We start from the raw sequence: 23,866 nt of genomic DNA on the forward strand, positions 1-23,866 counted from the left end.
AGGGTTTTTTCGTTCTACAACCCAATCACCAGTTCCCCTGAATGGCTTCGCGAGCAGCACAGCGCCACCTGCTGGTCTGCCGCGCTTTTCTCTGACTCCGACTGCACGCTATCCCGGTGATCCACTACGCCGTCGATAACCGGCGTCAGACAGGCGCCGCAAATCCCCATTTCACAGGAGAGCGGTACCGCCACGCCGTTTTCCAGCAGCACCTGCGCGATAGTTTTGTCCGCCGGCACTGGCCATCGCTCGCCGGTTGATGCCAGCTTGACTGTAAAAATCTCGCCCGTTTCATTACAGTCGGCGGGCATAACGGGCTGGAATGCTTCGCTGTGAAGATTGCTCTCAGCCCAGCCTCTCGTGAGGGCGACCTGATACACTTTCTCCATAAAGCCTGCCGGCCCGCAGACCCAGGCGTGGAAACCGGGCGCTGGCGTGGGCATGTGCTCTGCCAGCGCAGTGCGCGGGCTGATGGTATGGATGACACACTCGCCGTGTTTAAATTGCCTGAGTTCACGTGCAAACGCCGCGTTGCCATGCTCTTTAACGTAATAGTGCAGCGTAAACGGGGTGCCGGAAGCCTCCAGCTGCCGGGCCATCGCATACAAGGGCGTTATGCCTATCCCTGCCGCCAGCAGCAAGAAGCGTTCAGCCTTGTGCAGCGCAAACAGATTGCGCGGTGAGGAGATAAGCAGTTTCTGCCCCGGACGTAGCGTCTCGTGAACATAGCGTGACCCGCCGCGCGAGGCGGCTTCACGTCCTACGCAAATAAGATAGCTCTCGCTGTCGCTTGCCCCGGTCAGCGAATACTGGCGAACCAGCCCGCAGGGCAGATGCACGTCAATGTGCGCCCCGGGCTGCCAGCCCGGCAGGGCTTCACCGCATTCTGACACCAGCCTGACGGCGAGACTCTTATCCCCCTCACGCCAGAGACCGTCGACAATAACGCTCAACATTTCGCTCATCACGTTCCTCCGTCACACCAGGAAAAACTCGCCGAAGCCCATCTTTTTCAGCCCCCGGCGGTAGGCAATCGAGCTTTTATCTGCAGGGATGTGGGCTTCCAGAGTCAGATCCAGCGGCAGGCTTTCCGGGCGCTGCGTCTCAACCATCAGGCGGTCTTCTTCAAAAATACGCAAATTGAAGGCGTGCACTTCCTCTACCGGAATATGCAGGTCAAAGTTGCGCGCGATAGGGGCGAACATGCGGGTTACCCGTGAAGAGACGGGCGAGGCGGCGTTCATGATCACCAGCCTGGCTTCCCCCGGAAAATGGATTGTCAGCGTGGCGGTAAACGGCAGATGCATTTCAAAATGACGCAACCACTGGAAGCCTTCCGGGGCCTGGACATCGGAGCTGGCGGGGTAGTTGCTCACCGAGCTCCAGTAATCGGCAACAAAGCCAAACGGCGTCTCCTGGGGCTGATAATGGGGAACCAGCGGATTATTGGGGTCAGCAAAGGTGTCAGTGTGGATCCAGGCAAAATGCGCCACGTCCAGAAAGCCTTCCACCTGACGGCCGGCGAAGCCATTCACTTCAAACGCCGGGCAGTTGATCTGCTGAAATCCGTCGTTATCCCAGTGCGGCATGGTGGGCAGCGGCATTGGGTTATCGGGATCAAACGCCAGGCAGGTCCAGATCAACCCAAAGCGCTCCTCCACGGCATAGTTAATCAGGTTAAGCTTCGCGGGAACCGGCTGGTCAGGGCTGGACGGAATGCGGTTGCAGCGTCCATCTTCACCAAAGCGTAAGCCATGATAAGGGCAGATTATCCCGTGTTCATCGTGAAAGCCCAGCGTCAGCGGTACGCCGCGGTGCGGGCAAACGTCCCGGGCGACCACAACCTGGTCTTTGACGCGGTAGATAACCAGTTGTTCGTCGAGCAGGGTGGCTTTGACCGGTGCCGCGCCGATGTCGCAGGCGCGAGCAACCGGATGCCAGCATTTTGCCAGACGCAGCCAGTCCTCTGGCTCAAACGTACAATGGGCGGGTGGAGTCGGTTGTATTTTCATGGTTGTCCCTCTCGCGTTCAGCCTAAAGGCCCGGCCTGAATGGTGTCGCACAGACCGTTAATGATGCGCTCTCCGGTCTCCTCTTTGAGCTCCTGGTACCAGGCCCGGGTCAATGCCATGTCTTTGCCATGCGTGATATCACAGCGTTTACGGGCCTTAAGCACCAGGTCGCGGACCCGGTCACAGCGCAGCGCTTCGTACTGCCGCAACGCCAGTGCGATGTTGTGGTTCTCGCGCAGGCAGTCACCCAGCACCACGGCATCCTCCATCGCCGCGCATCCGCCCTGGCCGATATCCGGCGTGGTGCTGTGCGCGGCATCGCCAAGAAGCGCCACGTTGCCGCGCACCAGGGTGTCGAACGGTTCAATGTCGTGGATTTCGATACGGTTGGTGGTCTCGGGATCCAGCGCGGCGATGAGCTTCTGCACCGGTGGCGCCCAGCCGCGGAAGTAGCCCGTGAGATCGGCGCGAAGGGTAGTGCGATCTTCCGCCAGCCCGAGGGGGAGCGGAACATCAAAAAAGAAATAGAAGCGTCCGCCGGCGACGGGCATCAGCGAAACGCGCTTGCCCTCGCCGACGAAGGTGGTCCACTGGTGCGCAGGGGCAATCTCTTCATCAATCTTCACCAGCCCGTTCCAGTTGACGTAACCGGCGTAGCGGCGCTCGGGCGTATAGCCCAGCACGTACGGGCGAACCGCGGAGTGACTGCCATCGGCGGCAATCAGGAAATCCCCCGTCGCGGTAGTACCGTCGGTGAAGGTGACGGTGACGCCAGCCGCGTCCTCACGGACGCTTTCAACGCGTTTGCCGAACTGAACGTTCTCGTGCCCCCAGAAGTTCAGCATTTCGCGCTGCAGTTCCGTACGCGACACGGGGCAGGGGCGACCGCCCGTGCGCTCGACCAGCGGGGCAAGGCTAAAGCGGGTGAGGGTATCGCCGCGCCGGTGATCCTTATAGGCCATAAAGCGCATAGGGCCGCCGTAGGTCTCGATGATGTCGCCCATCCCGAGGTGCTGCATGCATTTCACCCCATTGGGCCAGATGGAGATGGCCGCACCGACGGGCTTCATCTCTTTCACGGCCTCAAACACGGTACAGTCGATTCCCGCCTTCTTCAGCGCTACAGCGGCGCTCAGGCCGCCAATGCCCGCGCCAATAACGATTGCTCTCATGCTTCTCTCCTTTTGCAGGGTGTAAAAAGGGAAGAGCAATTTGCGTACCAGGCTGCAGAGTGGCGAAAAGCGCGTTGTATGGGGTGGTTTTGCACTGCTAAGGTGCGCAAACGCGGTGAGAATGCCTTTTTATGAATCATTAATTTCCTGTTGTGCGATCCGGAATCGACTGTTTCATGGGGGATGGCAAGAGTGGCGTAGTTTGTGCAAAGCGAGAAAACGACGATATGACGGGAGCGAGTATGATTGCATTGCAAACTTTTAATCAACTGAGCCACGAAGAGGCGCTCGCGCGGTTGCAGCCCTGCGTGGCGTTGCCCGACTGGGCCGATGCGCTGGTGCAGGGGCGGCCCTATTTACACCGCAAAGCACTGTTCGACGCCGCCCGGGCGCTGGCACAAACCTGGGATGAAACGGCGCTTACGCAGGCCCTGAATGCGCACCCGCGAATTGGTGAGAAACCGACGGGAGCCCAGGCGGAGGCGATGCTTTCGCGCCAGGAGCAGGGTGCCGTCGACAACCGCGACAGGCAGCTGGCACAGGCACTGCAGGAAGGGAACGCTCGCTACGAGGCCCGTTTTGGACGCGTGTTTTTAATCCGCGCGAAAGGCCGTAGCGGTGAGGAGATTTTACGCGCCCTGAACGCCCGGCTGGAAAACAGCGATGCGCAGGAGGTACAGGCCGCACTGGAACAGCTGTGGGAAATTACGCTGCTTCGGCTGGAAGGAGTCATTGACGAATGAGTACGTTAAGCACACATATTCTTGATATTTCGACGGGAAAACCGGCGCAGGGCGTAAGGGTTTGTCTTGAGCAGGACGGCGTCGTATTGGCCACTGCTTTCACTAACGCCCAGGGGCGTATCACCGCGTTTATCCCTTTCCTGTCAGCAGGACGTTACCGGCTGGTGGCCGAGATTGGGGCTTGGTTCACCGAAACCGGCCGCGACACGCTTTACCCCTGCGCGCAGATCGATTTTGTGACGGGAGAAACGGCAGACGAGCACTTCCACCTGCCGTTTGTGATTGCGCCGGGCGGGTGGTCAACCTACCGCGGCAGTTGACCACACCTGCACACCGTTGACCCAGGTCTCGCTAATATTGCGCTCGTCGCCCAGGGTCATCAGCACAAACAGCTGCTCATAAATGTCCTGACAGCGCCGGTTACGCAGGCGCTGTAGCGGCGTAACGGCCGGGTCGATGACGATAAAATCGGCCTCTTTGCCGGGGGCGAAATTGCCAATCTTATCGTCCAGCCTCAGGGCGTGAGCGCCGCCCAGCGTGGCGTGATAAAACGCTTCGCTGGCGCGCAGGCGGTAGCTCTGCAGCTGACCCACCTTGTACGCCTCCCCGAGGGTGCGCAGCATGCTGAAGGTGGTTCCGGCACCCACATCGGTGCCAATGCCCATACGCACCTGGTGTTGCCAGCAGGCGGGTAAGCGGAACAGTCCGCTGCCAAGAAACAGGTTCGAGGTGGGGCAAAACGCCACCGCCGAGCCGGTATCGTGCAGACAGCGCCACTCGCTCTCATGGAGGTGGATCCCATGGGCAAACACGCTGCGTTCGCCGGTCAGCCCGTAATGATGATACACATCCAGATAACGTTCATGTTCCGGCCACAGATCGCTCACCCAGGCCACTTCATTTGGGTTTTCGCTCAGATGGGTCTGCATCCACGTGTCGGGAAACTCCTCTCTGAGCAGGCTGACCGCGGCCAGCAGTTCCGGTGAGGAGGTCGGGGCAAAGCGTGGCGTAATGGCGTAGCCCAACCGTCCACGGTGGTGCCAGCGCTGGATCAACTCGCGCGTCTGCCGGTAGCTCTCTTTCGCGGTTTCACTCAGGTAGTCAGGCGTGTGGCGGTCCATCATCACCTTCCCGGCGATAAGGCGCATGTTAAGGCGCAGGGCCTCGGTGAACAGCGCCTCGACCGATTCAGGATGCAGCGTACAAAACACCAGCGCGGTGGTGGTGCCGTGGCTGGCCAGTTGGTTGATGAAAAACGCCGCAATCTCTTTCGCATAGGCCTCATCGGCAAACTGGCTTTCTACCGGGAACGTGTAGGTGGTCAGCCACTCCAGCAGTTGCTCACCAAAAGCGCCAATCATCTCCGTCTGCGGGTAATGGACGTGGGTATCGACAAAACCCGGGAGCAGCAGTTTGCCGCGCAGGTCGGTGTACCCTTTATAGGGATCAAGATACTGCTCGCCCTCCTGCCAGGCCATCTGCGCCAGAATTTTGCCGTCATGGATGAACAGCAGCCCGTCTTCAAGGTAGCGCGCCTGTTGGGCGATAACGTCTGCACTGTCGCAGACCCGGGCAATATCAAAAAATGCACCGCGGATCGCAGTCTGGTAGTCCATCATGATTCCTGCCTTAGTGTTTGCGTAGCGGGGTGATGAGACTGAGCAAAAACGGTGCCAGAATGAAAAAGGCCGCAGAGGAACTGCGGCCCGAAGGAAGGGTTACTCTTTTTGCGTCGCCACGCGGGGGCTGAACGACGAGGCGTCTGCCGCTTCACGCTCTTCCCGCGCCAGCCAGCGGTAGGTGACCCCGCCCAGGAAGACACCGATAAACCAGCTAAAGTTTGCCACTTCATGCAGGGAGGGAATAAAGCTTATCACCAGTCCAACGGCAACGGATGGCACCAGCGCGCCGATGGCTTTCGGGTTGAAACCGTTGCGATACCAGTATTTGCCTTTTGGCGTGTCATCAAACAGATCGTCTACGGAGACCTTGCCGCGCTTAATCAGGTAAAAATCGGCAATCAGAATCCCGAACAGCGGGCCAATAAACGCCCCGAGCACGTCCAGAGTGTAGTGGATAAGCTCCGGCGAGTTAAACAGGTTCCACGGGGTTAACAGGATAGAGCCGACGGCGGCGATCATCCCCCCGGTGCGGAAGCTGATTTTTTGCGGTGAACAGTTAGAGAAATCAAACGCCGGGGAGACGAAGTTCGCCACGATGTTGATCCCGATGGTGGCGGTGATCATGGTCAGCAAGCCAATGGCCACCGCCAGATCGTTGCCCACACGGCTGACGGTTTCAATCGGGTCAGTGATCATGCGGCCAAACAGCGATTGCGTACCCGACACAATCACCACGGTAACGATGGAGAACAGCAGGAAGTTAAACGGCAGGCCCCAGCGGTTACCGCGGCGGATCTCCCCCATGCTTTTACCGTAGCGGGAGAAGTCACCAAAATTGAGCAGCGGGCCGGAGAAGTAAGAGACCACCAGCGCCGTGGCGGTGATCATCTGCCAGGTCTGCTCACCGGCGCTCAGGGATTTGCTGGCGAGGGTAAAGGAGATGCCGTCAAAACCGGTCTTGTATACAATCCATCCCGCCAGCGCCAGCATCACCACGTAGACCGCCGGACCGGCGATATCAATAAAGCGCTTAATGGCGCTCATGCCGTGCCAGAAGACCATCGCCTGCAGCACCCACATGATAGCGAAACAGATCCAGCCAAGATGCGACAGGCCCAGGAACGAACCGGTGGTGAGCGTCGCGAGTGAAGGCCAGAACTTAAGCGCCACCAGCATCAGCGCGTTGGCGGCCAGGTAAGTCTGAATGCCGTACCATGCGAAAGCAATCAGCCCGCGGATCACCGCCGGAATATTGGCCCCGAAAACGCCAAATGCCTGACGGCAAATCACCGCGTAGGGTACGCCTGCCATCTGACTCGGTTTCGCCACCAGGTTGGCGCACAACTGCACAATGCAAATCCCTATCAGCAGGCAGAGCAAGACCTGCCAGCTTGCCAGCCCGAGCGTAAAGAAGCTCGCGGCAACAACATAACCCCCCATGCTGTGGACGTCCGACATCCAGAAAGAAAAGATGTTGTACCAGCTCCAGTTCTGGTCACGCGTCGGTGCCAGATCCTCATTGCAAAGCCGTGGGCTGTAAACCGCACCGGAATCAGCGGCCGTACCGTGCTGCGCGTTTTGTCTGTTTGGCATGAAACCTGCTCCTGTGAATGAAAACCCGTTAAGTGGGAGTGCAGACGGTGTTGCAGGATCCAGGCCAAAATAATAAATCTTGTATGCAATATTTTATTTTTATGTATACGATTCGATAGCGAAAAGTAAAAATCGGAGTGGTTAATGAACAACATAAACAGCCTGCAGACCGCGCCAGACCTGCATGACAAAGATGAATCCATCTTTCAGGCGCTGATGACTGCGATAGTCGAACATCAGTTGCTCCCGGGAAGTAAATTGCCTGAAGAGGCGCTGGCTGAGGTCTTCGGCGTGAGCCGCACCGGTATTCGCAAGGTGCTGCAACGACTCGCCGCTGTGCAAATGATCACCTTAACGCCCAAACGTGGTGCACACGTGGCCAGCCCGACGGTAGAAGAAGCGCAGCAGATCTTCCGCACGCGCGCTCTGCTTGAGGTGGCTAACCTGCCGGACGTGCTGGCCCACTGTCAGCCGCCGCATCTGGCTGCACTGGAAGGGATTATTCGCCAGGAGCAGCAGGCGCAAGAAGCGTATGACGGTCCCGCCGCAATCCGCCACTCCGCCAATTTCCATATTCAGCTTCAGGCCATTTCAGGCAATCAGGTGCTGACAGAGATGGTGACCGGACTGAGCCAGCGGTCGTCGCTGGTGATCGCAGCCTGGGGCGCGCCGTGGCGTCAGGGCTGCCGCTGCAATGACCACGAGCAACTGGTGGAACTCTTGCGCCAGAAGGCGCTCCAGCCCCTGAGTGAGGCCTTAATGCACCATTTTGAACATATTGTCGCCAGCCTCTGTTTCGAACGGGCCGGTGAGTGCCTGCCTGATTTTGCCCGGCTGTTCGCCAGCCACAAGGAGTCGTAATGTCGTCTGTTTGTATACAAGTGATTAACCCCAACACCAGCCTCGCGATGACGGAAACCATCGGCGCCGCAGCCCGCGCGGTGGCAGCTCCGGGAACGGAGATCCTCGCCGTCTGCCCGAGCGCAGGTGTGCCCTCGATAGAAGGTCATTTTGATGAGGCCATCGCCGCCGTGGGCGTTCTCGAACAGATAAAACGCGGACGGCAACAGGGCGTGGATGGACACGTGATTGCCTGCTTTGGTGACCCCGGCTTGCTGGCGGCGCGCGAGCTGGCGCAGGGGCCGGTCATCGGTATCGCAGAAGCTGCGATGCATATGGCCACGCTGGTGGCAACACGCTTTTCCGTTGTGACCACGCTGCCTCGCACGCGGATTATCGCCCGCCATCTTTTGCACCAGTATGGTTTCCAGGACCACTGTGCAGCCCTGCATGCCATCGATCTGCCGGTGCTGGCACTGGAAGACGGTAGCGGCCTGGCTCAGGAGAAGGTGCGCGCGCGCTGCATCCAGGCGCTGAAAGAAGATGGCTGCGGCGCGATTGTGCTCGGCTGCGGTGGAATGGCGACGCTGGCGCAGGAGCTGACGCGTGAGCTGCACGTGCCGGTGATCGACGGCGTCAGTGCGGCGGTGAAAATGGTCGAGTCGCTGGTGGCGCTGGGGCTGTCAACCAGCAAGCACGGGGACCTGGCTTTCCCGGAGAAAAAAGCGTTGAGCGGACACTTTCAGGCACTGAATCCATTTTAATTGAGGGGGTGATAATGGCGCTTTTTAACGAAGATTATCCGCGGGACTTACGCGGCTATGCAGGCAAGCCGCCGCACGCGCAGTGGCCGAACCAGGCGCGCATCGCCGTGCAGTTTGTACTCAATTATGAAGAAGGGGCGGAAAACCACGTGCTGCACGGTGATGCCGGCTCAGAACAATTCCTCTCGGACATCATCGGTGCGGCCAGTTATCCGGACAGACACATGTCGATGGACTCTCTCTATGAATACGGCAGCCGCGCCGGGTTCTGGCGGATCCATAACGAATTCTGCAAGCGTGGCCTGCCGCTGACGGTCTTTGGCGTGGCAATGGCGCTGGCGCGACATCCCGATATCGTCGACGCCATCAAAGCAGCTGATTACGACGTGGTTAGCCACGGCTGGCGCTGGATCCACTATCAAAGTATGGATATCAACCAGGAGCGCGAGCACCTGCACAAGGCGGTGCATGTCCTGACTGACCTGTTTGGCAAACCGCCTGCCGGCTGGTACACCGGGCGTGACAGCCCAAACACCCGCCAGCTGGTAGTGGAGCATGGCGGCTTTGACTATGACAGCGACTACTATGGCGATGATTTACCGTTCTGGACGCAAGTGGCGTGCAGCGACGGCACGCGCAAACCCCACCTGATTGTGCCGTATACGCTGGATGCCAACGACATGCGCTTTGCGACCGCCCAAGGGTTCAACACCGCCGAGCAGTTTTATACCTACCTGAAAGACAGCTTTGACGTGTTGTACGAAGAAGGGGAACGTGCGCCGAAGATGATGTCCATCGGCATGCATTGCCGTCTGCTGGGGCGTCCGGGGCGTTTTCGTGCACTCCAGCGGTTCCTCGATTACCTTGCGCAGCACGATCGGGTATGGGTCTGTACCCGCCAGCAGATAGCCGATCACTGGCGTGAGGTGCACCCGTTTCAACAATAACGATCCAGCAGTGCGCCGGGGGGCGGTGACGCCTGTCCCGGCCTGCTGCTTATCTGATGGGAAAAGAAGCAGGCTGGGCAGGGTTATTAACATTACGTCATCACGCTCACCTGCGCCGCCACAATCCGCCAGCCGTACGGGAAGCGTACCCATGTCTGCTGCTGGCGGCCAATCCGCTCCGTTCCTTCGCGGGTGAATTCGGTGCTACACACGGCGTAATCCTCTCCGAAGGTGGTGATTACCGTATGGCGCAACGTCCTTTGCAGGCCCGCGGACGGGCGCGCCGCCCGAAAGGCGCGGATTTCCTCAATGCCGTACAGGTTTTCGCCCGCACCGAGACGCACCGTGTTTTTGTCGTGCCAGAACAGCTCATCCAGCACCGGAATGTTGTTGCTTACCAGCGCATCTTCATAGCGGTAAAAGGCTGCGGTCACTTCTGCAACGACCCACGGAAGGTTAATGTCATCGTGATTTATCATGGTGCCATCTCCGCCGGCCGGGCATCGGTTATTCCGCTTGCTTCCAGCACCCGCGCCACGCGCAGGCAGGCTTGCTCGTTAAACGGCGCGGCGATCAACTGCAGGCCAACAGGTCTGCCCTGAGCGGTGCGCAGCGGGACGGTGGTAACGGGTAAACCTAAAAACGAAATCGGCTGCGTCAGCATGCCCATGCTGGCGCGAACCGGTAACGGCTGGCCGTTGATCTCCATAATCTCTTCGCCAATCCGCGTTGCACTGCGCGGCGTGGCCGGGGCGATCAGCACGTCGGCCTGCGCAAACAACGCTTTAAACGCCTGTCGGGCCTGCGTGCGAAAACGCTGGGCCTGAATATACCAGGCAGAAGGGATCATCGCGCCGGCCAGCAGTCGTTCGCGCGAATGGGGTTCAAAACGCCCGGGCTCGCGGCGAAGCGCGGGCAGGTACTGATTTCCGCCTTCCGAGGCGCTGATGATAAACGCCGCGGAGCGGGCCAGCTCGGCATCGGGGAACTGCAGCGTTTCCTGCACGTCGAGGGCTTTTGCCACCCGCGCCACGGCGTCCCGCATGTCGCTGTCGCACCAGGTACTGAAATAGCCGCCGAGCACCGCGCAGCGCAAACCATCCAGACCGCGGTCGAGCAGGGGCCGGGTCTGCTCCCGGGAGCTCTCCGCCTGAAATCCGTCGCTGGTATCCCGACCCTGCAGTGCATCGTACACCGACGCCAGATCGCTCACGCGACGGGCAAACGGCCCGATGTGATCCAGACTGGCGACAAACGGATGGCTGCCGGCGCGTGACAGACGACCAAAAGTGGGCTTAAGACCGTATATTCCGCACAGGGAGGCCGGTACGCGAATCGACCCGTTGGTGTCGGTACCGAGCGAAAAATGGACCAGTCCGGCAGCGACCGCGGCGGCAGAGCCGCCGGACGATCCTCCGGCAATGCGCGTCACATCGTGCGGGTTACGCGTTGCGCCGTAGTAAGTGTTTTCCGTCGTAAAGCCGTAGGCGTAGGCATCCATGTTGACCATCCCCGACAATAAGCCACCGGCACTGCGCAGCTGGCGTACCGCAAAGCTGTCAGCGGTGGCGGGGGCGCGCTGGCTGAACAGCTCTGCACCGGCAAGGGTCGTATGCCCGGCGACGTCGAACAGGTTTTTCACCGCGTAGGGAATACCTGCCAGCGGCGGCAGAGGGCGTTTCTCCCGACGCAGGGTGTCGATATTCTCGGCTTCGGCCAGCATGCGTTCTTCCGTGACGGTGGTCCAGGCGTTGATATGGGGATTGATGCGCGTAATGGCTTCCAGGGTCTGGCGGGCGATGTCATGGGCGCTCAGGTCGCCTGCACTCAACGCCTGCTGGATCTCACTGATACTCATCTCGTGTAGCGTCATGCTTTGTATACTCCTGCGATCTCCAGACGGTCATCAAGCGGCAGCGCCATCAGCGGGGCGGCCATCGCCGCGATACGGCAGAACTGTACATGGAGTTCTGCCCGGCGGGCGTCATCCAGCTCAACGCCCAGCACGGACTCCATTTGCGCCAGATAGGCATGCCAGTCAGGTTGTGTGGTATTCATCAGTCTCTCCTTAAAATCCGGCGGCGGCGCCGTTGCTGCGCGGGTCAAATGCCCCTTCAAACAGCCCGTTGGGATGACGAACAATCGCACCCGCGTGGCCCATGGCTTCGCTGAATGCCGGGAAGCACTCCACGTCGTGCCCCAGCGCCTGCAGGCGCGCGACGGTCTGCGGCGTAAAGCGGCCTTCCACCTTCAGGGTGTCGGACGTCTGACCCCAGGTGCGTCCCAGTAACCAGCGCGGGCGGGCGATGCTCTCCTGCAGTGGTACCCCCTGCACCACATAGCGGGTAAACAGGGTGGCCTGGGTTTGCGGCTGGCCGTCACCGCCCATCGAGCCGTAGACCATGACGCGTCCGTCATGCAGACGCGCGGCTGCCGGGTTCAGGGTGTGGAACGGTTGTTTTCCTGGCGCAAGCGCCAGCAGGTGACGGGGATTGAGGCTGAATGAGGCTCCCCGGTTTTGCCAGACGATGCCGGTATCAGGCAGGACCACGCCGCTGCCGAACTCGTGATAAATGCTCTGGATAAATGACACGGCAAGACCGCTGTTATCCATCACCCCCATCCAGACCGTATCACCAGGGCCTTTGCCGCAGCCCCACGGTGCGGCCTGGTTATCATCGACCTGGTCGGCGAGGGCGGCCAGTGCGGCAGGATCCAGCAGACCCTGGATATCGGTTTTCAGCTCGCGCGGGTCGGTGATATGGGCATCGCGCAGACCAAACGCCAGTTTGGTGGCCTCTACAATGCGGTGAACGGTGGTCGCTTCGTCAGCATCGGCCATGGACAGGCGGTCGGTTATCCCGAGGATCGCCAGCGACACCAGCCCCTGCGTTGGCGGCGCAAGGTTCCACACTTCGCCCTGCTGATGCTGTAATTTCAGCGGCGTGGTGCGCCGGGCGACATGCGCGTTTAGGTCAGCCAGGGTGATGGGCAGCCCCAGCGTTGCCATGCCCCGGGCCAGACGCTCCGCCAGCGGGCCGCGATAAAAACTGTCCAGACCGTCTTCTGCGAGGTGCGAGAGCGTGGAGGCCAGCGCCGGTTGATAAAACCGGCTGCCGACCTGTGGCGGTTTGCCCTCCGTCAGCCAGGTCTCCGCGAAGCCGGGCAGGTCCTTCAGTTCATCCAGCTTACTGGCCGTGGCAGCGGCCTGAGACGCGGTCACCGGCGTGCCGTTTCGGGCATAGTCAATGGCGTCTGCCAGCAGGCGATTCAGGGGAAGAGCGGTGCCCGTCAGCGTGCGCGAAACCTTCAGCGCTTCGTCCCAGCCGCTCACCGTTCCCGCCACGGTCAGCGCCGCGCGAGGCCCGCGATGGGGGATCTGAGAGACATCGTCATAGGCGGCAAGCGTCGCCAGTGAGCCTGCTGCGCCGCTGGCGTCAATGGCAACCGGTTCGCCGTCAGGCGGCACGATAAGCCAGAAACCGTCCCCACCGAGACCGTTCATGTGCGGGTAAACCACGGCAATGGTTGCGGCGGCGGCGACCATTGCCTCAATCGCGCTACCGCCTTCGCGCAGAATGGCCAGGGCGCTCTGGCTGGCAAGATGGTGGGGCGCCACGGCCATTCCGTGTACGGAGACATTACTTTGCATGGAGAGTCCTCATAACCCAAAAGTCACAAGGTGCTGCAAAAGCTGTTCCAGTTATGAATGAAAAGTTTCACGTCAGTCGTAACATAACGTTTTAAGAAGCTGGCATGCTTAATGAAAGGTATAGTGAGGTGAAACAAAAGTTACAGAGGCTTTATGGAACAGCTTGATGAACGTCTGAAAGCGCAATACGCGTCGTTGTCACCGCAGGAGCAACGGGTGGCTGATTTTATTTTTGATCATTTCGACGACCTCATTAGTTATAACAGCGCCGAGCTGGCGCAGCTGAGCGGGGTGTCGAAAGCCACGGTGAGCCGTCTGTTTAAGCGTCTGGGCTATGAGAAGTATAAAGAGATGCGCGACGAACTGCGCACGCTGCGCCAGAGCGGCATGCCGCTGACCGATAACCGCGATGCGGTGCAGGGCAACACTCTGCTGGCGCGGCATTATAAGCAGGAGATGGCAAACCTCACCCAGTGGGTCAACGCTCTGGATGCTCAGCAGTTTGCCGAGGCCATGGCCTCAATGGTGAAGGCACGGCGGATTGTGATTATCGGGATGCGCAACGCCTATCCGGCGGCGCTGCACCTGCGCCAGCAGCTGTTGCAGGCGCGCGGACAGGTGCTGCTGCTGCCGCAGCCGGGGCAGAGCCTGAGCGAGGAACTGGTCGATTTAACGCCCGACGATCTGGTGATTATGATGGCATTTCGCCGTCGCCCGCGGATCGTACGGCCGCTGTTGCAGCAGCTTCAGCACAGCGGTATTCCGGTTCTGCTGATGTGTGAGCCGCAGGCGCACAGCCTGTTTCCGCTGACCAGCTGGCAGCTCTGCGCCCCGCTGGACAGCGTCTCGGCGTACGACAGCTACTCGTCGGTCAACAGTCTGATCAACCTGCTGGCTAACGCCTTCCTGCATGAAATCCTCGATAAAGGCCGTCCCCGGATCCACGATATCGCCTCCCTGTATCAGCAGCTGGACGAACTGGAACAGCGATAATGGGGCATCAGGCTGGTGCTTTGCATTAAAATAGTGCAGAAAAGCGGGGCGGAAAAGGGAGGCCTTTTCCGCCCCGCTCTCGTTTTATCAGGCCTTCAGAGAAAATTTCCCGTTTCGCTTCATCTGGCACATTAGTTGCAAAATCCAATTCAAAGAATCTTTTGTTTCATGTTAACGTTACGGGGAAGCACCATGAAAAAGTTATTGATTGCACTGACCGGGGTCGTCTGTCTGTTTGCAAACCTGCCAGCAAAAGCTGACCAGCTTCAGGATATTGAGAAACGCGGCACTCTTCGTATCGCCGTCCCGCAGGATTTTCCTCCGTTTGGTTCGGTCGGGACCGATCTCCAGCCGCAGGGCTACGACATTGACATGGCGCGCTATCTGGCAAAACAGATGAAGCTCAAGCTGCAGCTGGTGCCGGTGACCAGTGCCAACCGCGTGCCGTATCTGCAAACCGATAAGGTGGATCTGGTGATCTCAAGCCTCGGTAAAAACGCCGAGCGTGAAAAGGTGATCGATTTTAGCCGTGCCTATGCGCCGTTCTTCCTCGGCGTGTTCGGCCCGAAAGGGGCTGAGCTGAAAGATGCTGCTCAACTGAGTGGAAAAACCATTGGCGTGACGCGCGGCGCGGTGGAGGACATGGTGCTGACCAGCCTTGCGCCGAAAGATGCAGACGTCAAACGCTACGAAGACAATAACACCACGCTGTCGGCTTACCTGTCCGGTCAGGTCCAGTACGTGGCGACAGGCAATCTGGTCGTGGCGGCGATTTCCCGCCAGAACGCCGCCAAAGCCCCGGTTCCGAGCTTTATGCTGAAGGACTCGCCGTGCTTTATCGGGCTGAAGAAAAACGAACCGGCGCTGAAAGCGAAAGTTGATGCGGTGATTGAACAGGGAATTAAAGACGGCACCCTGAATAGCCTCTCTGAGCAGTGGCTGAAAGCGCCGTTGCCGGCAAGCCTGGGCGTGTAAGGCGATGACAGAGCAACTCCATTTCTCTGCGCTCTGGCCGTACTGGCCGGCGCTGCTGGCAGGGCTGTGGGTCACCATTCAACTGACGGTGATGGCAACCCTCGGCGGGCTGGCGATCGGTATTTTCGGGGCGGCGATTCGCAGCGGCCGGACGACGTGGTTCAGCCGGATCTGGGGCGGCTACGTGGAGATTATCCGCAACACGCCCTTTGTCGTGCAGCTGTTTTTCATTGTGTTCGGTCTGCCGAATCTGGGGCTGAAGATGACGGCGGGCGAAGCGGCGCTGCTGGCAATGGTCGTCAACCTGGGCGCGTACAGCACGGAGATTGTCCGTGCCGGTATTCAGGTTACGCCCAAAGGACAGTGGGAGGCCGGCCGCGTGCTGGGGCTTACCCGCCTGCAAACGTTTATACGCGTGGTGCTGCCACCGGCACTGCAGCGTATTTATCCGGCGCTGGTCAGCCAGTGCATTATCGTTATGCTCGGTTCGTCGGTGGTGTCGCAGGTCTCCTATGAAGAGCTGACTTTTGCCGCCAACCTGATTCAGTCAAGAACGTTCCTGAGCTTTGAGGTCTATCTGGTGACCACCGGAATTTACCTGGTGCTGTCAATTACCCTGCGCCAGCTAATGATGGCGGCAGGACGGAAGTGGCTGGGGGTACAGGCATGATGACCACCTTTACCGACTGGGACATTATTCGCAATCTGCTGCTCGCCGGACGCTGGACGGTGCTGCTGTCGCTGGTGGCGTTTGTCGGCGGGGCGGCGGTAACGCTGCCGCTGTTGCTGTTGCGCCTCACGGGCGGGCGTACGGTAAAACGTCTTATCCGCGGCTATATCGAACTGTTTCAGGGCACGCCGCTGCTGATGCAACTGTTCCTGGCCTTCTTCGGCGTGGCGCTGTTGGGTATCGATGTTTCGCCGTGGACCGCCGCGTCGCTGGCCCTGACGTTCTACACCAGCGCTTTTTTGCTTGATATCTGGTTTGGCAGTATTCGTGCGCTGCCGAAAGGGCAGTGGGAGGCGTCGCGCTGTCTGGGGCTGACCTTCGGCCAGACGCTGTTTCGCGTGGTGGCTCCCCAGGCGTTACGCATCGCCATCGCCCCAACGGTGGGTTTCGCCGTGCAGGTGATTAAGGGGACCGCGCTGGCATCCATTATCGGTTTTATCGAGCTGACCAAGGCCGGGACGATGCTGACCAACGTGACCTATCAGCCGTTTAAAGTCTTTGCGCTGGTGGCGCTCGGCTACTTCATTCTGTGTTATCCGCTGTCGCGCTACAGCCGTTATCTGGAGACTAAATTCAATGCCTCTCATCACCATTAATCAGGTGCAGAAGTACTACGGCGATAACCACGTGCTCAAGGGTGTGGATCTGGACATCGACATGGGCCAGGTTATTTCAATTATCGGGCGCAGCGGTTCGGGTAAAAGCACGCTGTTGCGCTGCATTAACGGCCTCGAAGGGTATCAGGACGGCAGCATCAAGCTCGGCGGCATGACCATTACCGACCGGGATTCCCAGGCGCGTGAAATCAGCCGCTCGGTCGGCATGGTATTTCAGAACTTCAACCTTTTCCCGCACATGACGGCGATGGAAAACGTGATGCTCGCGCCACGTCGGGTGCTGAAGAAAAGCGCAGCAGAATGTCAGGTGCTGGCGCAGCGCATGCTGGAGAAAGTCGGGCTGGGTGACCGTCTGGATTACTACCCGTCAAGCCTCTCCGGCGGCCAGCAGCAGCGCGTGGCGATTGCCCGTGCTCTGGCGATGTCGCCTAAAGTTTTACTCTGTGACGAGATAACTTCCGCGCTCGACCCGGAACTGGTAGGCGAAGTGCTCAAGGTGCTGGAACAACTGGCCGCTGAGGGGATGACGCTGATCCTGGTGACCCATGAAATGAATTTTGCCCGCGAAGTGGGCGACCGCGTGGTGTTTATGCATCAGGGGCGCGTCTGGGAGCAGGGCGACAGCAAAACGCTGTTCGCTAACCCACAGACCACTGAGCTTAAACAGTTTATCTCCTCCGTGCGCGGCCTCAATTAACTAAGGACTAAAAAATGGATATCGCTCAATTTCCGCAAATCAATCCGCCACAACGTCTGCTGATGGGGCCGGGGCCGATCAACGCCGATCCGCGCGTGCTGCGTGCCATGTCGAGCCAGCTTATCGGCCAGTACGATCCGGCGATGACCCACTACATGAACGACGTCATGGCACTCTACCGCGGCGTGTTCCGCACGGAAAACCGCTGGACGATGCTGGTGGACGGCACCTCCCGCGCGGGGATTGAAGCGATTCTGGTATCGGCCATTCGTCCGGGGGACAAAGTGCTGGTGCCCGTTTTTGGTCGCTTCGGCCATCTGCTGTGCGAAATTGCCCGCCGCTGCCGCGCAGAGGTCCACACCATCGAGGTACCGTGGGGCGAGGTGTTCACACCGGATCGGGTGGAAGATGCCATTAAACGCGTGCGTCCGCGCCTGCTGTTAACCGTGCAGGGGGATACGTCCACCACCATGCTGCAGCCGCTTGCGGAACTCGGGGCAATCTGCCGTCGTTACGATGTCCTGTTTTATACCGATGCTACCGCGTCGCTCGGCGGCAACGCCCTGGAGACCGATGCCTGGGGGCTGGATGCGGTCTCGGCGGGGATGCAGAAATGTCTTGGCGGTCCGTCCGGCACCTCGCCTGTTACCCTGAGCCCGCGGATGGAAGAGGCAATCCGTCGCCGCAAATGCATCGAAGAGGGGATCCGTACCGATGCCCATCGCGACGGCGACGAAGAGATGATTTACTCCAACTATTTCGACCTCGGCATGGTGATGGATTACTGGGGACCCGAGCGTCTGAACCACCACACTGAAGCGACCACCGCGCTGTTTGGCGCCCGCGAATGTGCCCGCCTCATTCTGCAGGAAGGGCTGGATAACGGTATCGCCCGCCACAAGCTGCACGGGGATGCGCTGCTGAAAGGTATTCAGGCGATGGGACTCGAGACCTTCGGCGACCTCAGGCACAAGATGAACAACGTGCTGGGCGTGCTTATCCCTCAGGGCGTAAACGGTGACCAGGTGCGTAAACTGATGCTGGAGGATTTCGGCATTGAAATCGGTACTTCGTTTGGTCCGCTGCACGGCAAAGTGTGGCGTATTGGCACCATGGGCTATAACGCGCGTAAAGACTGCGTGATGACCACCCTGAGTGCGCTGGAGTCGGTACTGAACTACCTGAAGTTTTCCACTACGCAGGGTGCTGCGATGCAGGCCGCGTGGGATCATTACCACACTGAGACGGCGCTATGAATCACGCGACACGCCAGCAGGCGGCAGAACGTGTGATGGCCCGCGCCGATGCGCTGGCCGCCATCAGCGAAACCCAGGATTCCCTTACCCGCGTGTATCTCTCTGCCCAGCATCTGCAGGCTAACCAGCTGGTCGGGCAGTGGATGAACCAGGCAGGCATGACCGTCTGGCAGGACAGCGTGGGGAATATCTGCGGACGTTATGAAGGCGAGCAGGAGGGCGCACCGGCGGTGTTGCTTGGCTCGCATCTGGATACCGTGCGCAATGCCGGGCGCTACGACGGGATGCTGGGGGTGCTGACGGCCATTGAAGTCGTTGACAGCCTGCATCAGCAGGGAAAACGGCTGGCGCAGGCCGTTGAGATTGTCGGCTTTTGCGATGAAGAGGGAACCCGCTTTGGTATCACGCTGTTGGGCAGCCGCGCCCTGACGGGCACCTGGCCTGTGGGCTGGCTCGACACGTGCGATGCCAGAGGTATCAGCGTGGCGCAGGCGATGGTACAGGCAGGGTTAGATCCCAGCCGTGTCGCGATGGCCGCAAGACGCCCGGATGATTTCAGCGCCTGTCTGGAGCTGCATATTGAACAAGGACCGTGTCTGGAACAGGCCGGTCTGGCGCTGGGCGTGGTTGAAGCCATTAACGGCGCGCGTCGTCTGAACTGCCGCTTCACCGGTGAGGCCGGCCACGCCGGGACCGTGCCGATGGCGCATCGTAAGGACGCGCTGGCCGCCGCCGCCGAATGGATGGTGCTGATTGAAAACACCACCCGTCAGCACGGCGGCAACCTGGTGGCCACGGTGGGTGAGTTGCGCTGCCTGCCTGGTGCGGTAAACGTCATCCCCGGCGAGGTCGCGCTCTCGTTAGATATTCGCGGCCCGCAGGATGCGCCGCTTGACCTTCTGCTTACTGCACTGCTGACGCAGGCGCAGGCGATAGCGGCCCGTCGCGGAATACATTTTGCAGCCGACGAATTTTACCGAATCGCCGCCACGCCATGCGATACACGTCTGCAGGCGCTGCTGGCGGAGGCTGTAGAATCGGTGCAGGGGAAGACATTATCGCTGCCGAGCGGTGCCGGTCATGACACCATCGCCCTGGCGGAGCGCTGGCCGGTAGGGATGTTGTTTGTGCGGTGTAGGGGAGGCGTCAGCCACCATCCGGCGGAATCGGTGATGGCTGAGGATGTCGCGCTGGCGATTGATGCCTTTACGCGTGCGGTAACGCGTCTGGCGGGTTAAGCGACCGAGCGTACCGCTTCATCGATGTCGGCACTCACCCGCACATCCTGCTCGTCAAACACCATGCAGTGGCGATCGTCAAAAGCCACATCAATTTGCTGCCACGGTGCGAATTTCACATCGCCCGGCAGCAAAATCTTCACATTGTCGTGGCCGTAGCACTGACCAAAGAGGTAGGTGTTGTTGCCCAGACGCTCAACCACTTCACAGTTAAACGTCAGCCGCGTGCCGTGGCGGAGATCGGTGGTTAAATGTTCCGGACGAATGCCCAGCGTCACCGGGCTGCCTGCGTTCAACGGTGTGGTGGTCAGGGCCAGTGTGAGTGTCTTCTGCTGGGATAATCTCACCGTCAGCTCACCCGGTTGCCAGGACTCTACCGTTGCCGGCAGGAAATTCATCTTCGGCGAGCCGATAAACCCAGCCACGAACTTGTTCGCCGGTTTGTAGTAGAGTTCCATCGGCGCGCCCATCTGCTCAACCTTTCCGTAGTTCATCACCACAATTTTATCAGCCAGGGTCATCGCTTCTATCTGGTCGTGGGTGACATACACCATGGTGGTTTTCAGTTCCTGGTGCAGACGGGCAAGGTGCAGACGCATCTCAACGCGCAGCTCGGCATCCAGGTTGGAGAGCGGTTCGTCGAACATAAAGACCCGCGGATTACGTACGATGGCGCGGCCAATGGCCACACGCTGGCGCTGGCCGCCGGAAAGCTGCTTAGGTTTGCGATCCAGAAGATGGGAAAGCTGCAGCGTTTTGGCCACCATCTCGACCTGATGGCGGATCTGATCTTTCGGCACCTTATTGACCTTCAGGCCGTAGCCCATGTTTTCGGCCACCGTCATATGTGGGTAGAGCGCATAGGACTGAAACACCATCGCCACGCCGCGGTGGGAGGGGGCAACGTCGTTCATCACCTCGTCACCAATCAACACTTCCCCTTCGCTAATGTCCTCCAGTCCGGCAATCATGCGCAGCATTGTCGATTTACCGCAGCCGGAAGGACCGACAAAGACGGCAAACTCACCGTCTTCAATCTCAAGATTCACGTTGTGCAAGGTTACGGTGTCGCCAAAGCGTTTGGTGACATTCCTCAATTGTATGTTCGACATCTGTATTCCCCGAGTAAACCGCCGCGTATGTATTACGTATAACAATTATTTGCTACATGGCTGGACGGTGCAATTTGTCTGCTCTGACTATAACTTCCAGTATTCACGCACCCTATACTGATATTCCATTAATGTTATGACGATCACACAACTTACAGTTTTTTGTAGAGTTATCATGATGTGAAGGGTAGCGTATACCAAACCAAAGGCATTTGATGTTATACGTTGTACGCCAGTGTTAGTCGGTTTTCTGGCGAAGGTGTATGGCGGTGGAATGCAATAACAACCATAAAATTGTTATACCTTCACATGAGGTTGATAATGAAAAAGAACATACTCGCTGCTCTGATCCTCTCTACGCTCGCGGTGCAGGCTCACGCCACCACGCAGCTTAACGTCTGGGAAGACATCAAAAAGTCGTCCGGCATTAAAGACGCGGTCGCCGATTTCGAAAAGCAGTACGACGTTAAGGTTAACCTGCAGGAGATGCCTTACGCGCAGCAGCTGGAAAAACTGCGCCTCGACGGCCCGGCAGGAATTGGCCCGGACGTGCTGGTCATTCCCAATGATCAACTGGGCGGGGCGGTTGTGCAAGGGCTGCTGACCCCCCTGAATCTGGAGGCGAAGCAGACCGAACAGTACACGCCAGCGTCCATCAATGCCTTCAAAATGGATAGCACCCTTTACGGTGTGCCGAAAGCGGTTGAGACGCTGGTGCTGATTTACAACAAAGACCTGATCGCGAAGCCGCTCAACTCACTTCAGGACTGGTATGACTTTTCTAAACAGCAGCGCGCCAAAAACCAGTACGGCCTGCTCGCCAAGTTCGACCAGATTTACTACAGCTGGGGGGCTATCTCCCCGATGGGCGGGTACATCTTCGGTAAAAACGATAAAGGCGGTTATAACGCCAGCGACGTGGGCCTGAACAAGCCGGGCGCGGTAGACGCGGTCACCTACCTGAAAAAATTCTATACCGATGACGTGTTCCCGGCGGGGATCATCGGCGATAACGGTCTGAACGCGATCGATTCTCTGTTTACCGAGAAAAAAGCGGCAGCCGTCATCAACGGTCCGTGGGCGTTCCAGCCGTACGAAGCGGCGGGCATTAACTACGGCGTTGCGCCGCTGCCGACGCTGCCGGACGGTAAGCCAATGAGTTCATTCCTGGGCGTGAAGGGCTATGTCGTCTCTACCTGGAGCAAAGACAAAGCCATGGCGCAGAAATTTATCGAATTTATCAACCAGCCGCAGTACGTCAAAACGCGCTATATCGCGACGCGTGAAATTCCGCCGCTGACCGCAATGATTGACGATCCGCTCATTAAGAACGACGAGAAAGCCAGCGCGGTTGCCGTGCAGGCCGCACGGGCGACAGCGATGCCGGGCATTCCGGAAATGGGTGAAGTCTGGGCTCCGGCGAACGCGGCCCTCGAGCTGAGCCTGACCGGTAAACAGGATCCGAAAGCCGCGCTCGACAGCGCAGAAAAACAGGTTCAGATGCAAATCGAAGCCATGCAGGCCAGCAACCAGTAGTTTTCTGACGTCGCAGAACGGGAGGGCGTCTCTCCCGTTTTTTGAAAGGAGTTGTTTGTGAGTATCATCCCGGAACATTTTGCCAAACCGCGCGTGGCCGGGCGTCACGCCTGGACCAGCCTGCTGCTGGCGGTCATTCCCGGCTTCGGTCAGTTTTACCACCGTCAGTGGCTGAAAGGGGTCATCTTCCTGGTGCTGCTTGCCAGTTTTATCGGCGTATTTGCTGATTTTCTGCGCGAAGGGCTGTGGGGACTGGTGACGCTGGGTGAGGAGGTGCCGCGCGACAACTCCATCTTCCTGCTGGCGGAGGGGATCATCAGCGTGTTAATCGCTGCGTTCGGCGTGATGGTGTATTACCTGTCGATGCGTGACGCGTGGGTCAATGGCCTGAAACGTGACGAAGGATTGCAGCTTAACAGCGTGCGTAAACAGTATCAGATGCTATTGAGCGACGGCTTCCCGTATCTGATGATCACCCCGGGCTTTATCCTGCTGGTGTTTGTGGTGGTGTTTCCCATTTTGTTCGGGTTTGCCATCGCCTTTACCAACTACAACCTCTACCACACGCCGCCGGCTAAGCTGGTTGACTGGGTCGGGTTTAAGAACTTCATCAATATCTTTACGCTCTCTATCTGGCGTTCCACCTTCTTCGACGTGCTGCAGTGGACGGTGGTCTGGACGCTGCTCGCCACTACGCTGCAGTGTACGGTGGGCGTACTGCTGGCGATTCTGGTGAACCAGAAAGATTTACGCTTTAAGCCGCTGATCCGTACCATCTTTATTTTGCCGTGGGCGGTGCCGGGCTTTGTCACCATCCTGGTTTTCGCCGGGATGTTTAATGACTCGTTCGGGGTGATTAACAACGCCATTCTGGCCTTCTTTGGGATTGCGCCTAAAGCCTGGATGACCGATCCGTTCTGGACCAAAACGGCGCTGATCATGATGCAAACCTGGCTTGGTTTCCCGTTTGTTTTCGCCATGACCACCGGCGTGCTGCAGGCCATTCCTGATGACCTGTATGAAGCGGCCACCATGGACGGCGCCAGCAACTGGACCCGGTTGCGGACCATTACGCTGCCGCTGGTGCTCTACGCCATTGCGCCGATCCTGATTACGCAATACACCTTTAACTTCAATAATTTCAACATCATCTATCTGTTCAATAACGGCGGGCCGGCGGTGGTGGGGTCGAATGCGGGCGGCACCGACATTCTGGTGTCGTGGATCTACAAACTGACGATGTCATCTTCGCAATATGCCATTGCGGCGACCATCACCATCCTGCTGTCTGTTTTTGTCGTCGGCCTGGCGCTATGGCAGTTCCGCGCCACCAAATCTTTCAAAAATGACGACATGGCGTAAGGGAC

Annotated in this window: 22 protein-coding genes and 2 pseudogenes; 14 read left to right on the top strand and 10 right to left on the bottom strand. The window is 58.9% G+C overall.

What is annotated here, in order from left to right; all coding sequences use genetic code 11:
• Window positions 1-14: 14 nt before the first annotated feature.
• Genes ACN9MQ_RS07795 through hpxO form a run of 3 tightly spaced genes read right to left on the bottom strand, consistent with a single transcriptional unit; the run spans window position 15 to window position 3,184 of the window.
• A complete protein-coding gene (locus ACN9MQ_RS07795; protein ID WP_151712531.1) occupies window positions 15-965 on the bottom strand; it encodes a PDR/VanB family oxidoreductase in 951 nt (316 codons plus the stop codon).
• Between the two features lie 12 nt (window positions 966-977).
• On the bottom strand, window positions 978-2,012 hold the full coding sequence (gene hpxD / locus ACN9MQ_RS07800; protein ID WP_032677828.1) for a molybdenum cofactor-independent xanthine hydroxylase subunit HpxD: 1,035 nt from the start codon (window positions 2,010-2,012) through the stop codon (window positions 978-980).
• A 17-nt stretch (window positions 2,013-2,029) separates the two neighbouring features.
• Complete coding sequence (gene hpxO / locus ACN9MQ_RS07805) at window positions 2,030-3,184, bottom strand: FAD-dependent urate hydroxylase HpxO (protein ID WP_040017096.1); 1,155 nt, start codon at window positions 3,182-3,184, stop codon at window positions 2,030-2,032.
• Between the two features lie 242 nt (window positions 3,185-3,426).
• Between hpxO and uraD the strand changes: the two genes are divergently transcribed.
• Together uraD and uraH are read left to right on the top strand one after the other, a co-directional pair.
• Complete coding sequence (uraD, locus tag ACN9MQ_RS07810; RefSeq protein ID WP_134179244.1) at window positions 3,427-3,927, top strand: 2-oxo-4-hydroxy-4-carboxy-5-ureidoimidazoline decarboxylase; 501 nt, start codon at window positions 3,427-3,429, stop codon at window positions 3,925-3,927.
• Window positions 3,924-4,247, top strand: a complete 324-nt coding sequence (gene uraH / locus ACN9MQ_RS07815; RefSeq protein ID WP_113656759.1) for a hydroxyisourate hydrolase — start codon at window positions 3,924-3,926, stop codon at window positions 4,245-4,247. The genes uraD and uraH overlap by 4 nt, the downstream gene beginning before the upstream one ends.
• Here the strand turns inward: uraH and guaD are convergent.
• Entirely contained in the window at window positions 4,227-5,546 is a 1,320-nt protein-coding gene (gene guaD / locus ACN9MQ_RS07820) for a guanine deaminase (RefSeq protein ID WP_426262692.1), read from the bottom strand. The two genes, uraH and guaD, sit on opposite strands and share 21 nt — an antisense overlap.
• A gap of 99 nt (window positions 5,547-5,645) precedes the next feature.
• Window positions 5,646-7,142 (bottom strand): NCS1 family nucleobase:cation symporter-1, encoded by a 1,497-nt coding sequence (locus ACN9MQ_RS07825; RefSeq protein ID WP_014169461.1) that lies wholly within the window; start codon window positions 7,140-7,142, stop codon window positions 5,646-5,648.
• A 144-nt stretch (window positions 7,143-7,286) separates the two neighbouring features.
• Between ACN9MQ_RS07825 and ACN9MQ_RS07830 the strand changes: the two genes are divergently transcribed.
• From ACN9MQ_RS07830 to puuE, 3 genes and pseudogenes are all read left to right on the top strand, one after another.
• Entirely contained in the window at window positions 7,287-8,003 is a 717-nt protein-coding gene (locus tag ACN9MQ_RS07830; protein WP_410389668.1) for a GntR family transcriptional regulator, read from the top strand.
• Window positions 8,003-8,876: pseudogene (gene hpxA, locus ACN9MQ_RS07835) on the top strand (allantoin racemase). The gene ACN9MQ_RS07830 and the pseudogene hpxA overlap by 1 nt, the downstream one beginning before the upstream one ends.
• Window positions 8,776-9,693 (top strand): annotated as a pseudogene (gene puuE / locus ACN9MQ_RS07840) (allantoinase PuuE); the annotation flags it as partial. The pseudogenes hpxA and puuE, both read left to right, overlap by 101 nt.
• A gap of 92 nt (window positions 9,694-9,785) precedes the next feature.
• On the opposite strand, the gene hpxZ reads toward puuE, so the two are convergent.
• Genes hpxZ through hpxW form a run of 4 tightly spaced genes read right to left on the bottom strand, consistent with a single transcriptional unit; the run spans window position 9,786 to window position 13,345 of the window.
• Window positions 9,786-10,172, bottom strand: a complete 387-nt coding sequence (hpxZ, locus tag ACN9MQ_RS07845; RefSeq protein ID WP_063214615.1) for an oxalurate catabolism protein HpxZ — start codon at window positions 10,170-10,172, stop codon at window positions 9,786-9,788.
• Window positions 10,169-11,566, bottom strand: a complete 1,398-nt coding sequence (locus ACN9MQ_RS07850; RefSeq protein WP_426021582.1) for an AtzE family amidohydrolase — start codon at window positions 11,564-11,566, stop codon at window positions 10,169-10,171. Before ACN9MQ_RS07850 ends, hpxZ begins: the two co-directional genes overlap by 4 nt.
• The gene (hpxX, locus tag ACN9MQ_RS07855) at window positions 11,563-11,751 is read right to left on the bottom strand and encodes an oxalurate catabolism protein HpxX (protein ID WP_025204497.1); all 189 of its coding nucleotides are present in this window, start codon (window positions 11,749-11,751) and stop codon (window positions 11,563-11,565) included. The genes ACN9MQ_RS07850 and hpxX overlap by 4 nt, the downstream gene beginning before the upstream one ends.
• 10 nt (window positions 11,752-11,761) lie before the next feature.
• The gene (gene hpxW / locus ACN9MQ_RS07860) at window positions 11,762-13,345 is read right to left on the bottom strand and encodes an oxamate amidohydrolase (protein ID WP_426021584.1); all 1,584 of its coding nucleotides are present in this window, start codon (window positions 13,343-13,345) and stop codon (window positions 11,762-11,764) included.
• A gap of 153 nt (window positions 13,346-13,498) precedes the next feature.
• On the opposite strand from hpxW, the gene hpxU reads away from it, so the two are divergent.
• The 7 genes from hpxU to hpxK all read left to right on the top strand — a co-directional run bounded on the left by hpxU (window position 13,499) and on the right by hpxK (window position 19,851).
• Window positions 13,499-14,338 carry a MurR/RpiR family transcriptional regulator HpxU gene (gene hpxU, locus ACN9MQ_RS07865; protein ID WP_020884740.1) on the top strand — a complete coding sequence of 280 codons (840 nt, stop codon included), beginning with the start codon at window positions 13,499-13,501 and terminating at the stop codon, window positions 14,336-14,338.
• Between the two features lie 192 nt (window positions 14,339-14,530).
• Window positions 14,531-15,313, top strand: a complete 783-nt coding sequence (locus ACN9MQ_RS07870) for a transporter substrate-binding domain-containing protein (RefSeq protein WP_410377380.1) — start codon at window positions 14,531-14,533, stop codon at window positions 15,311-15,313.
• Between the two features lie 4 nt (window positions 15,314-15,317).
• Window positions 15,318-15,983 (top strand): amino acid ABC transporter permease, encoded by a 666-nt coding sequence (locus ACN9MQ_RS07875; protein WP_014169471.1) that lies wholly within the window; start codon window positions 15,318-15,320, stop codon window positions 15,981-15,983.
• Window positions 15,983-16,639, top strand: coding sequence for an amino acid ABC transporter permease (locus tag ACN9MQ_RS07880; protein ID WP_025204495.1), 657 nt, complete (start codon window positions 15,983-15,985; stop codon window positions 16,637-16,639). Before ACN9MQ_RS07875 ends, ACN9MQ_RS07880 begins: the two co-directional genes overlap by 1 nt.
• Window positions 16,620-17,357 (top strand): amino acid ABC transporter ATP-binding protein, encoded by a 738-nt coding sequence (locus ACN9MQ_RS07885; RefSeq protein WP_020884737.1) that lies wholly within the window; start codon window positions 16,620-16,622, stop codon window positions 17,355-17,357. Before ACN9MQ_RS07880 ends, ACN9MQ_RS07885 begins: the two co-directional genes overlap by 20 nt.
• 14 nt (window positions 17,358-17,371) lie before the next feature.
• Window positions 17,372-18,613 (top strand): pyridoxal-phosphate-dependent aminotransferase family protein, encoded by a 1,242-nt coding sequence (locus tag ACN9MQ_RS07890; RefSeq protein WP_214578756.1) that lies wholly within the window; start codon window positions 17,372-17,374, stop codon window positions 18,611-18,613.
• A complete protein-coding gene (hpxK, locus tag ACN9MQ_RS07895; RefSeq protein ID WP_063214612.1) occupies window positions 18,610-19,851 on the top strand; it encodes an allantoate amidohydrolase in 1,242 nt (413 codons plus the stop codon). Before ACN9MQ_RS07890 ends, hpxK begins: the two co-directional genes overlap by 4 nt.
• Here the strand turns inward: hpxK and ACN9MQ_RS07900 are convergent.
• Window positions 19,848-20,963, bottom strand: coding sequence for an ABC transporter ATP-binding protein (locus ACN9MQ_RS07900; RefSeq protein ID WP_032681288.1), 1,116 nt, complete (start codon window positions 20,961-20,963; stop codon window positions 19,848-19,850). The two genes, hpxK and ACN9MQ_RS07900, sit on opposite strands and share 4 nt — an antisense overlap.
• A 321-nt stretch (window positions 20,964-21,284) precedes the next feature.
• Here ACN9MQ_RS07900 and ACN9MQ_RS07905 point away from each other — a divergent pair, with 321 nt between their 5' ends.
• Together ACN9MQ_RS07905 and ACN9MQ_RS07910 are read left to right on the top strand one after the other, a co-directional pair.
• Window positions 21,285-22,499 carry an extracellular solute-binding protein gene (locus tag ACN9MQ_RS07905; RefSeq protein WP_244047863.1) on the top strand — a complete coding sequence of 405 codons (1,215 nt, stop codon included), beginning with the start codon at window positions 21,285-21,287 and terminating at the stop codon, window positions 22,497-22,499.
• A gap of 57 nt (window positions 22,500-22,556) precedes the next feature.
• A complete protein-coding gene (locus tag ACN9MQ_RS07910; RefSeq protein WP_244047864.1) occupies window positions 22,557-23,861 on the top strand; it encodes a carbohydrate ABC transporter permease in 1,305 nt (434 codons plus the stop codon).
• Window positions 23,862-23,866 lie beyond the last annotated feature (5 nt).

This window comes from Enterobacter sp. R-25 (assembly GCF_049913205.1).
Lineage (GTDB): Bacteria > Pseudomonadota > Gammaproteobacteria > Enterobacterales > Enterobacteriaceae > Enterobacter > Enterobacter ludwigii.

What these genes read in the sequence shown, in the direction of transcription:
- ACN9MQ_RS07795 (WP_151712531.1), bottom strand. Translation starts at nt 965, where the DNA reads ATGAGCGAAATGTTGAGCGTTATTGTCGACGGTCTCTGGCGTGAGGGG.
- hpxD (WP_032677828.1), bottom strand. Translation starts at nt 2,012, where the DNA reads ATGAAAATACAACCGACTCCACCCGCCCATTGTACGTTTGAGCCAGAG.
- hpxO (WP_040017096.1), bottom strand. Translation starts at nt 3,184, where the DNA reads ATGAGAGCAATCGTTATTGGCGCGGGCATTGGCGGCCTGAGCGCCGCT.
- uraD (WP_134179244.1), top strand. Translation starts at nt 3,427, where the DNA reads ATGATTGCATTGCAAACTTTTAATCAACTGAGCCACGAAGAGGCGCTC.
- uraH (WP_113656759.1), top strand. Translation starts at nt 3,924, where the DNA reads ATGAGTACGTTAAGCACACATATTCTTGATATTTCGACGGGAAAACCG.
- guaD (WP_426262692.1), bottom strand. Translation starts at nt 5,546, where the DNA reads ATGATGGACTACCAGACTGCGATCCGCGGTGCATTTTTTGATATTGCC.
- ACN9MQ_RS07825 (WP_014169461.1), bottom strand. Translation starts at nt 7,142, where the DNA reads ATGCCAAACAGACAAAACGCGCAGCACGGTACGGCCGCTGATTCCGGT.
- ACN9MQ_RS07830 (WP_410389668.1), top strand. Translation starts at nt 7,287, where the DNA reads ATGAACAACATAAACAGCCTGCAGACCGCGCCAGACCTGCATGACAAA.
- hpxZ (WP_063214615.1), bottom strand. Translation starts at nt 10,172, where the DNA reads ATGATAAATCACGATGACATTAACCTTCCGTGGGTCGTTGCAGAAGTG.
- ACN9MQ_RS07850 (WP_426021582.1), bottom strand. Translation starts at nt 11,566, where the DNA reads ATGACGCTACACGAGATGAGTATCAGTGAGATCCAGCAGGCGTTGAGT.
- hpxX (WP_025204497.1), bottom strand. Translation starts at nt 11,751, where the DNA reads ATGAATACCACACAACCTGACTGGCATGCCTATCTGGCGCAAATGGAG.
- hpxW (WP_426021584.1), bottom strand. Translation starts at nt 13,345, where the DNA reads ATGCAAAGTAATGTCTCCGTACACGGAATGGCCGTGGCGCCCCACCAT.
- hpxU (WP_020884740.1), top strand. Translation starts at nt 13,499, where the DNA reads ATGGAACAGCTTGATGAACGTCTGAAAGCGCAATACGCGTCGTTGTCA.
- ACN9MQ_RS07870 (WP_410377380.1), top strand. Translation starts at nt 14,531, where the DNA reads ATGAAAAAGTTATTGATTGCACTGACCGGGGTCGTCTGTCTGTTTGCA.
- ACN9MQ_RS07875 (WP_014169471.1), top strand. Translation starts at nt 15,318, where the DNA reads ATGACAGAGCAACTCCATTTCTCTGCGCTCTGGCCGTACTGGCCGGCG.
- ACN9MQ_RS07880 (WP_025204495.1), top strand. Translation starts at nt 15,983, where the DNA reads ATGACCACCTTTACCGACTGGGACATTATTCGCAATCTGCTGCTCGCC.
- ACN9MQ_RS07885 (WP_020884737.1), top strand. Translation starts at nt 16,620, where the DNA reads ATGCCTCTCATCACCATTAATCAGGTGCAGAAGTACTACGGCGATAAC.
- ACN9MQ_RS07890 (WP_214578756.1), top strand. Translation starts at nt 17,372, where the DNA reads ATGGATATCGCTCAATTTCCGCAAATCAATCCGCCACAACGTCTGCTG.
- hpxK (WP_063214612.1), top strand. Translation starts at nt 18,610, where the DNA reads ATGAATCACGCGACACGCCAGCAGGCGGCAGAACGTGTGATGGCCCGC.
- ACN9MQ_RS07900 (WP_032681288.1), bottom strand. Translation starts at nt 20,963, where the DNA reads ATGTCGAACATACAATTGAGGAATGTCACCAAACGCTTTGGCGACACC.
- ACN9MQ_RS07905 (WP_244047863.1), top strand. Translation starts at nt 21,285, where the DNA reads ATGAAAAAGAACATACTCGCTGCTCTGATCCTCTCTACGCTCGCGGTG.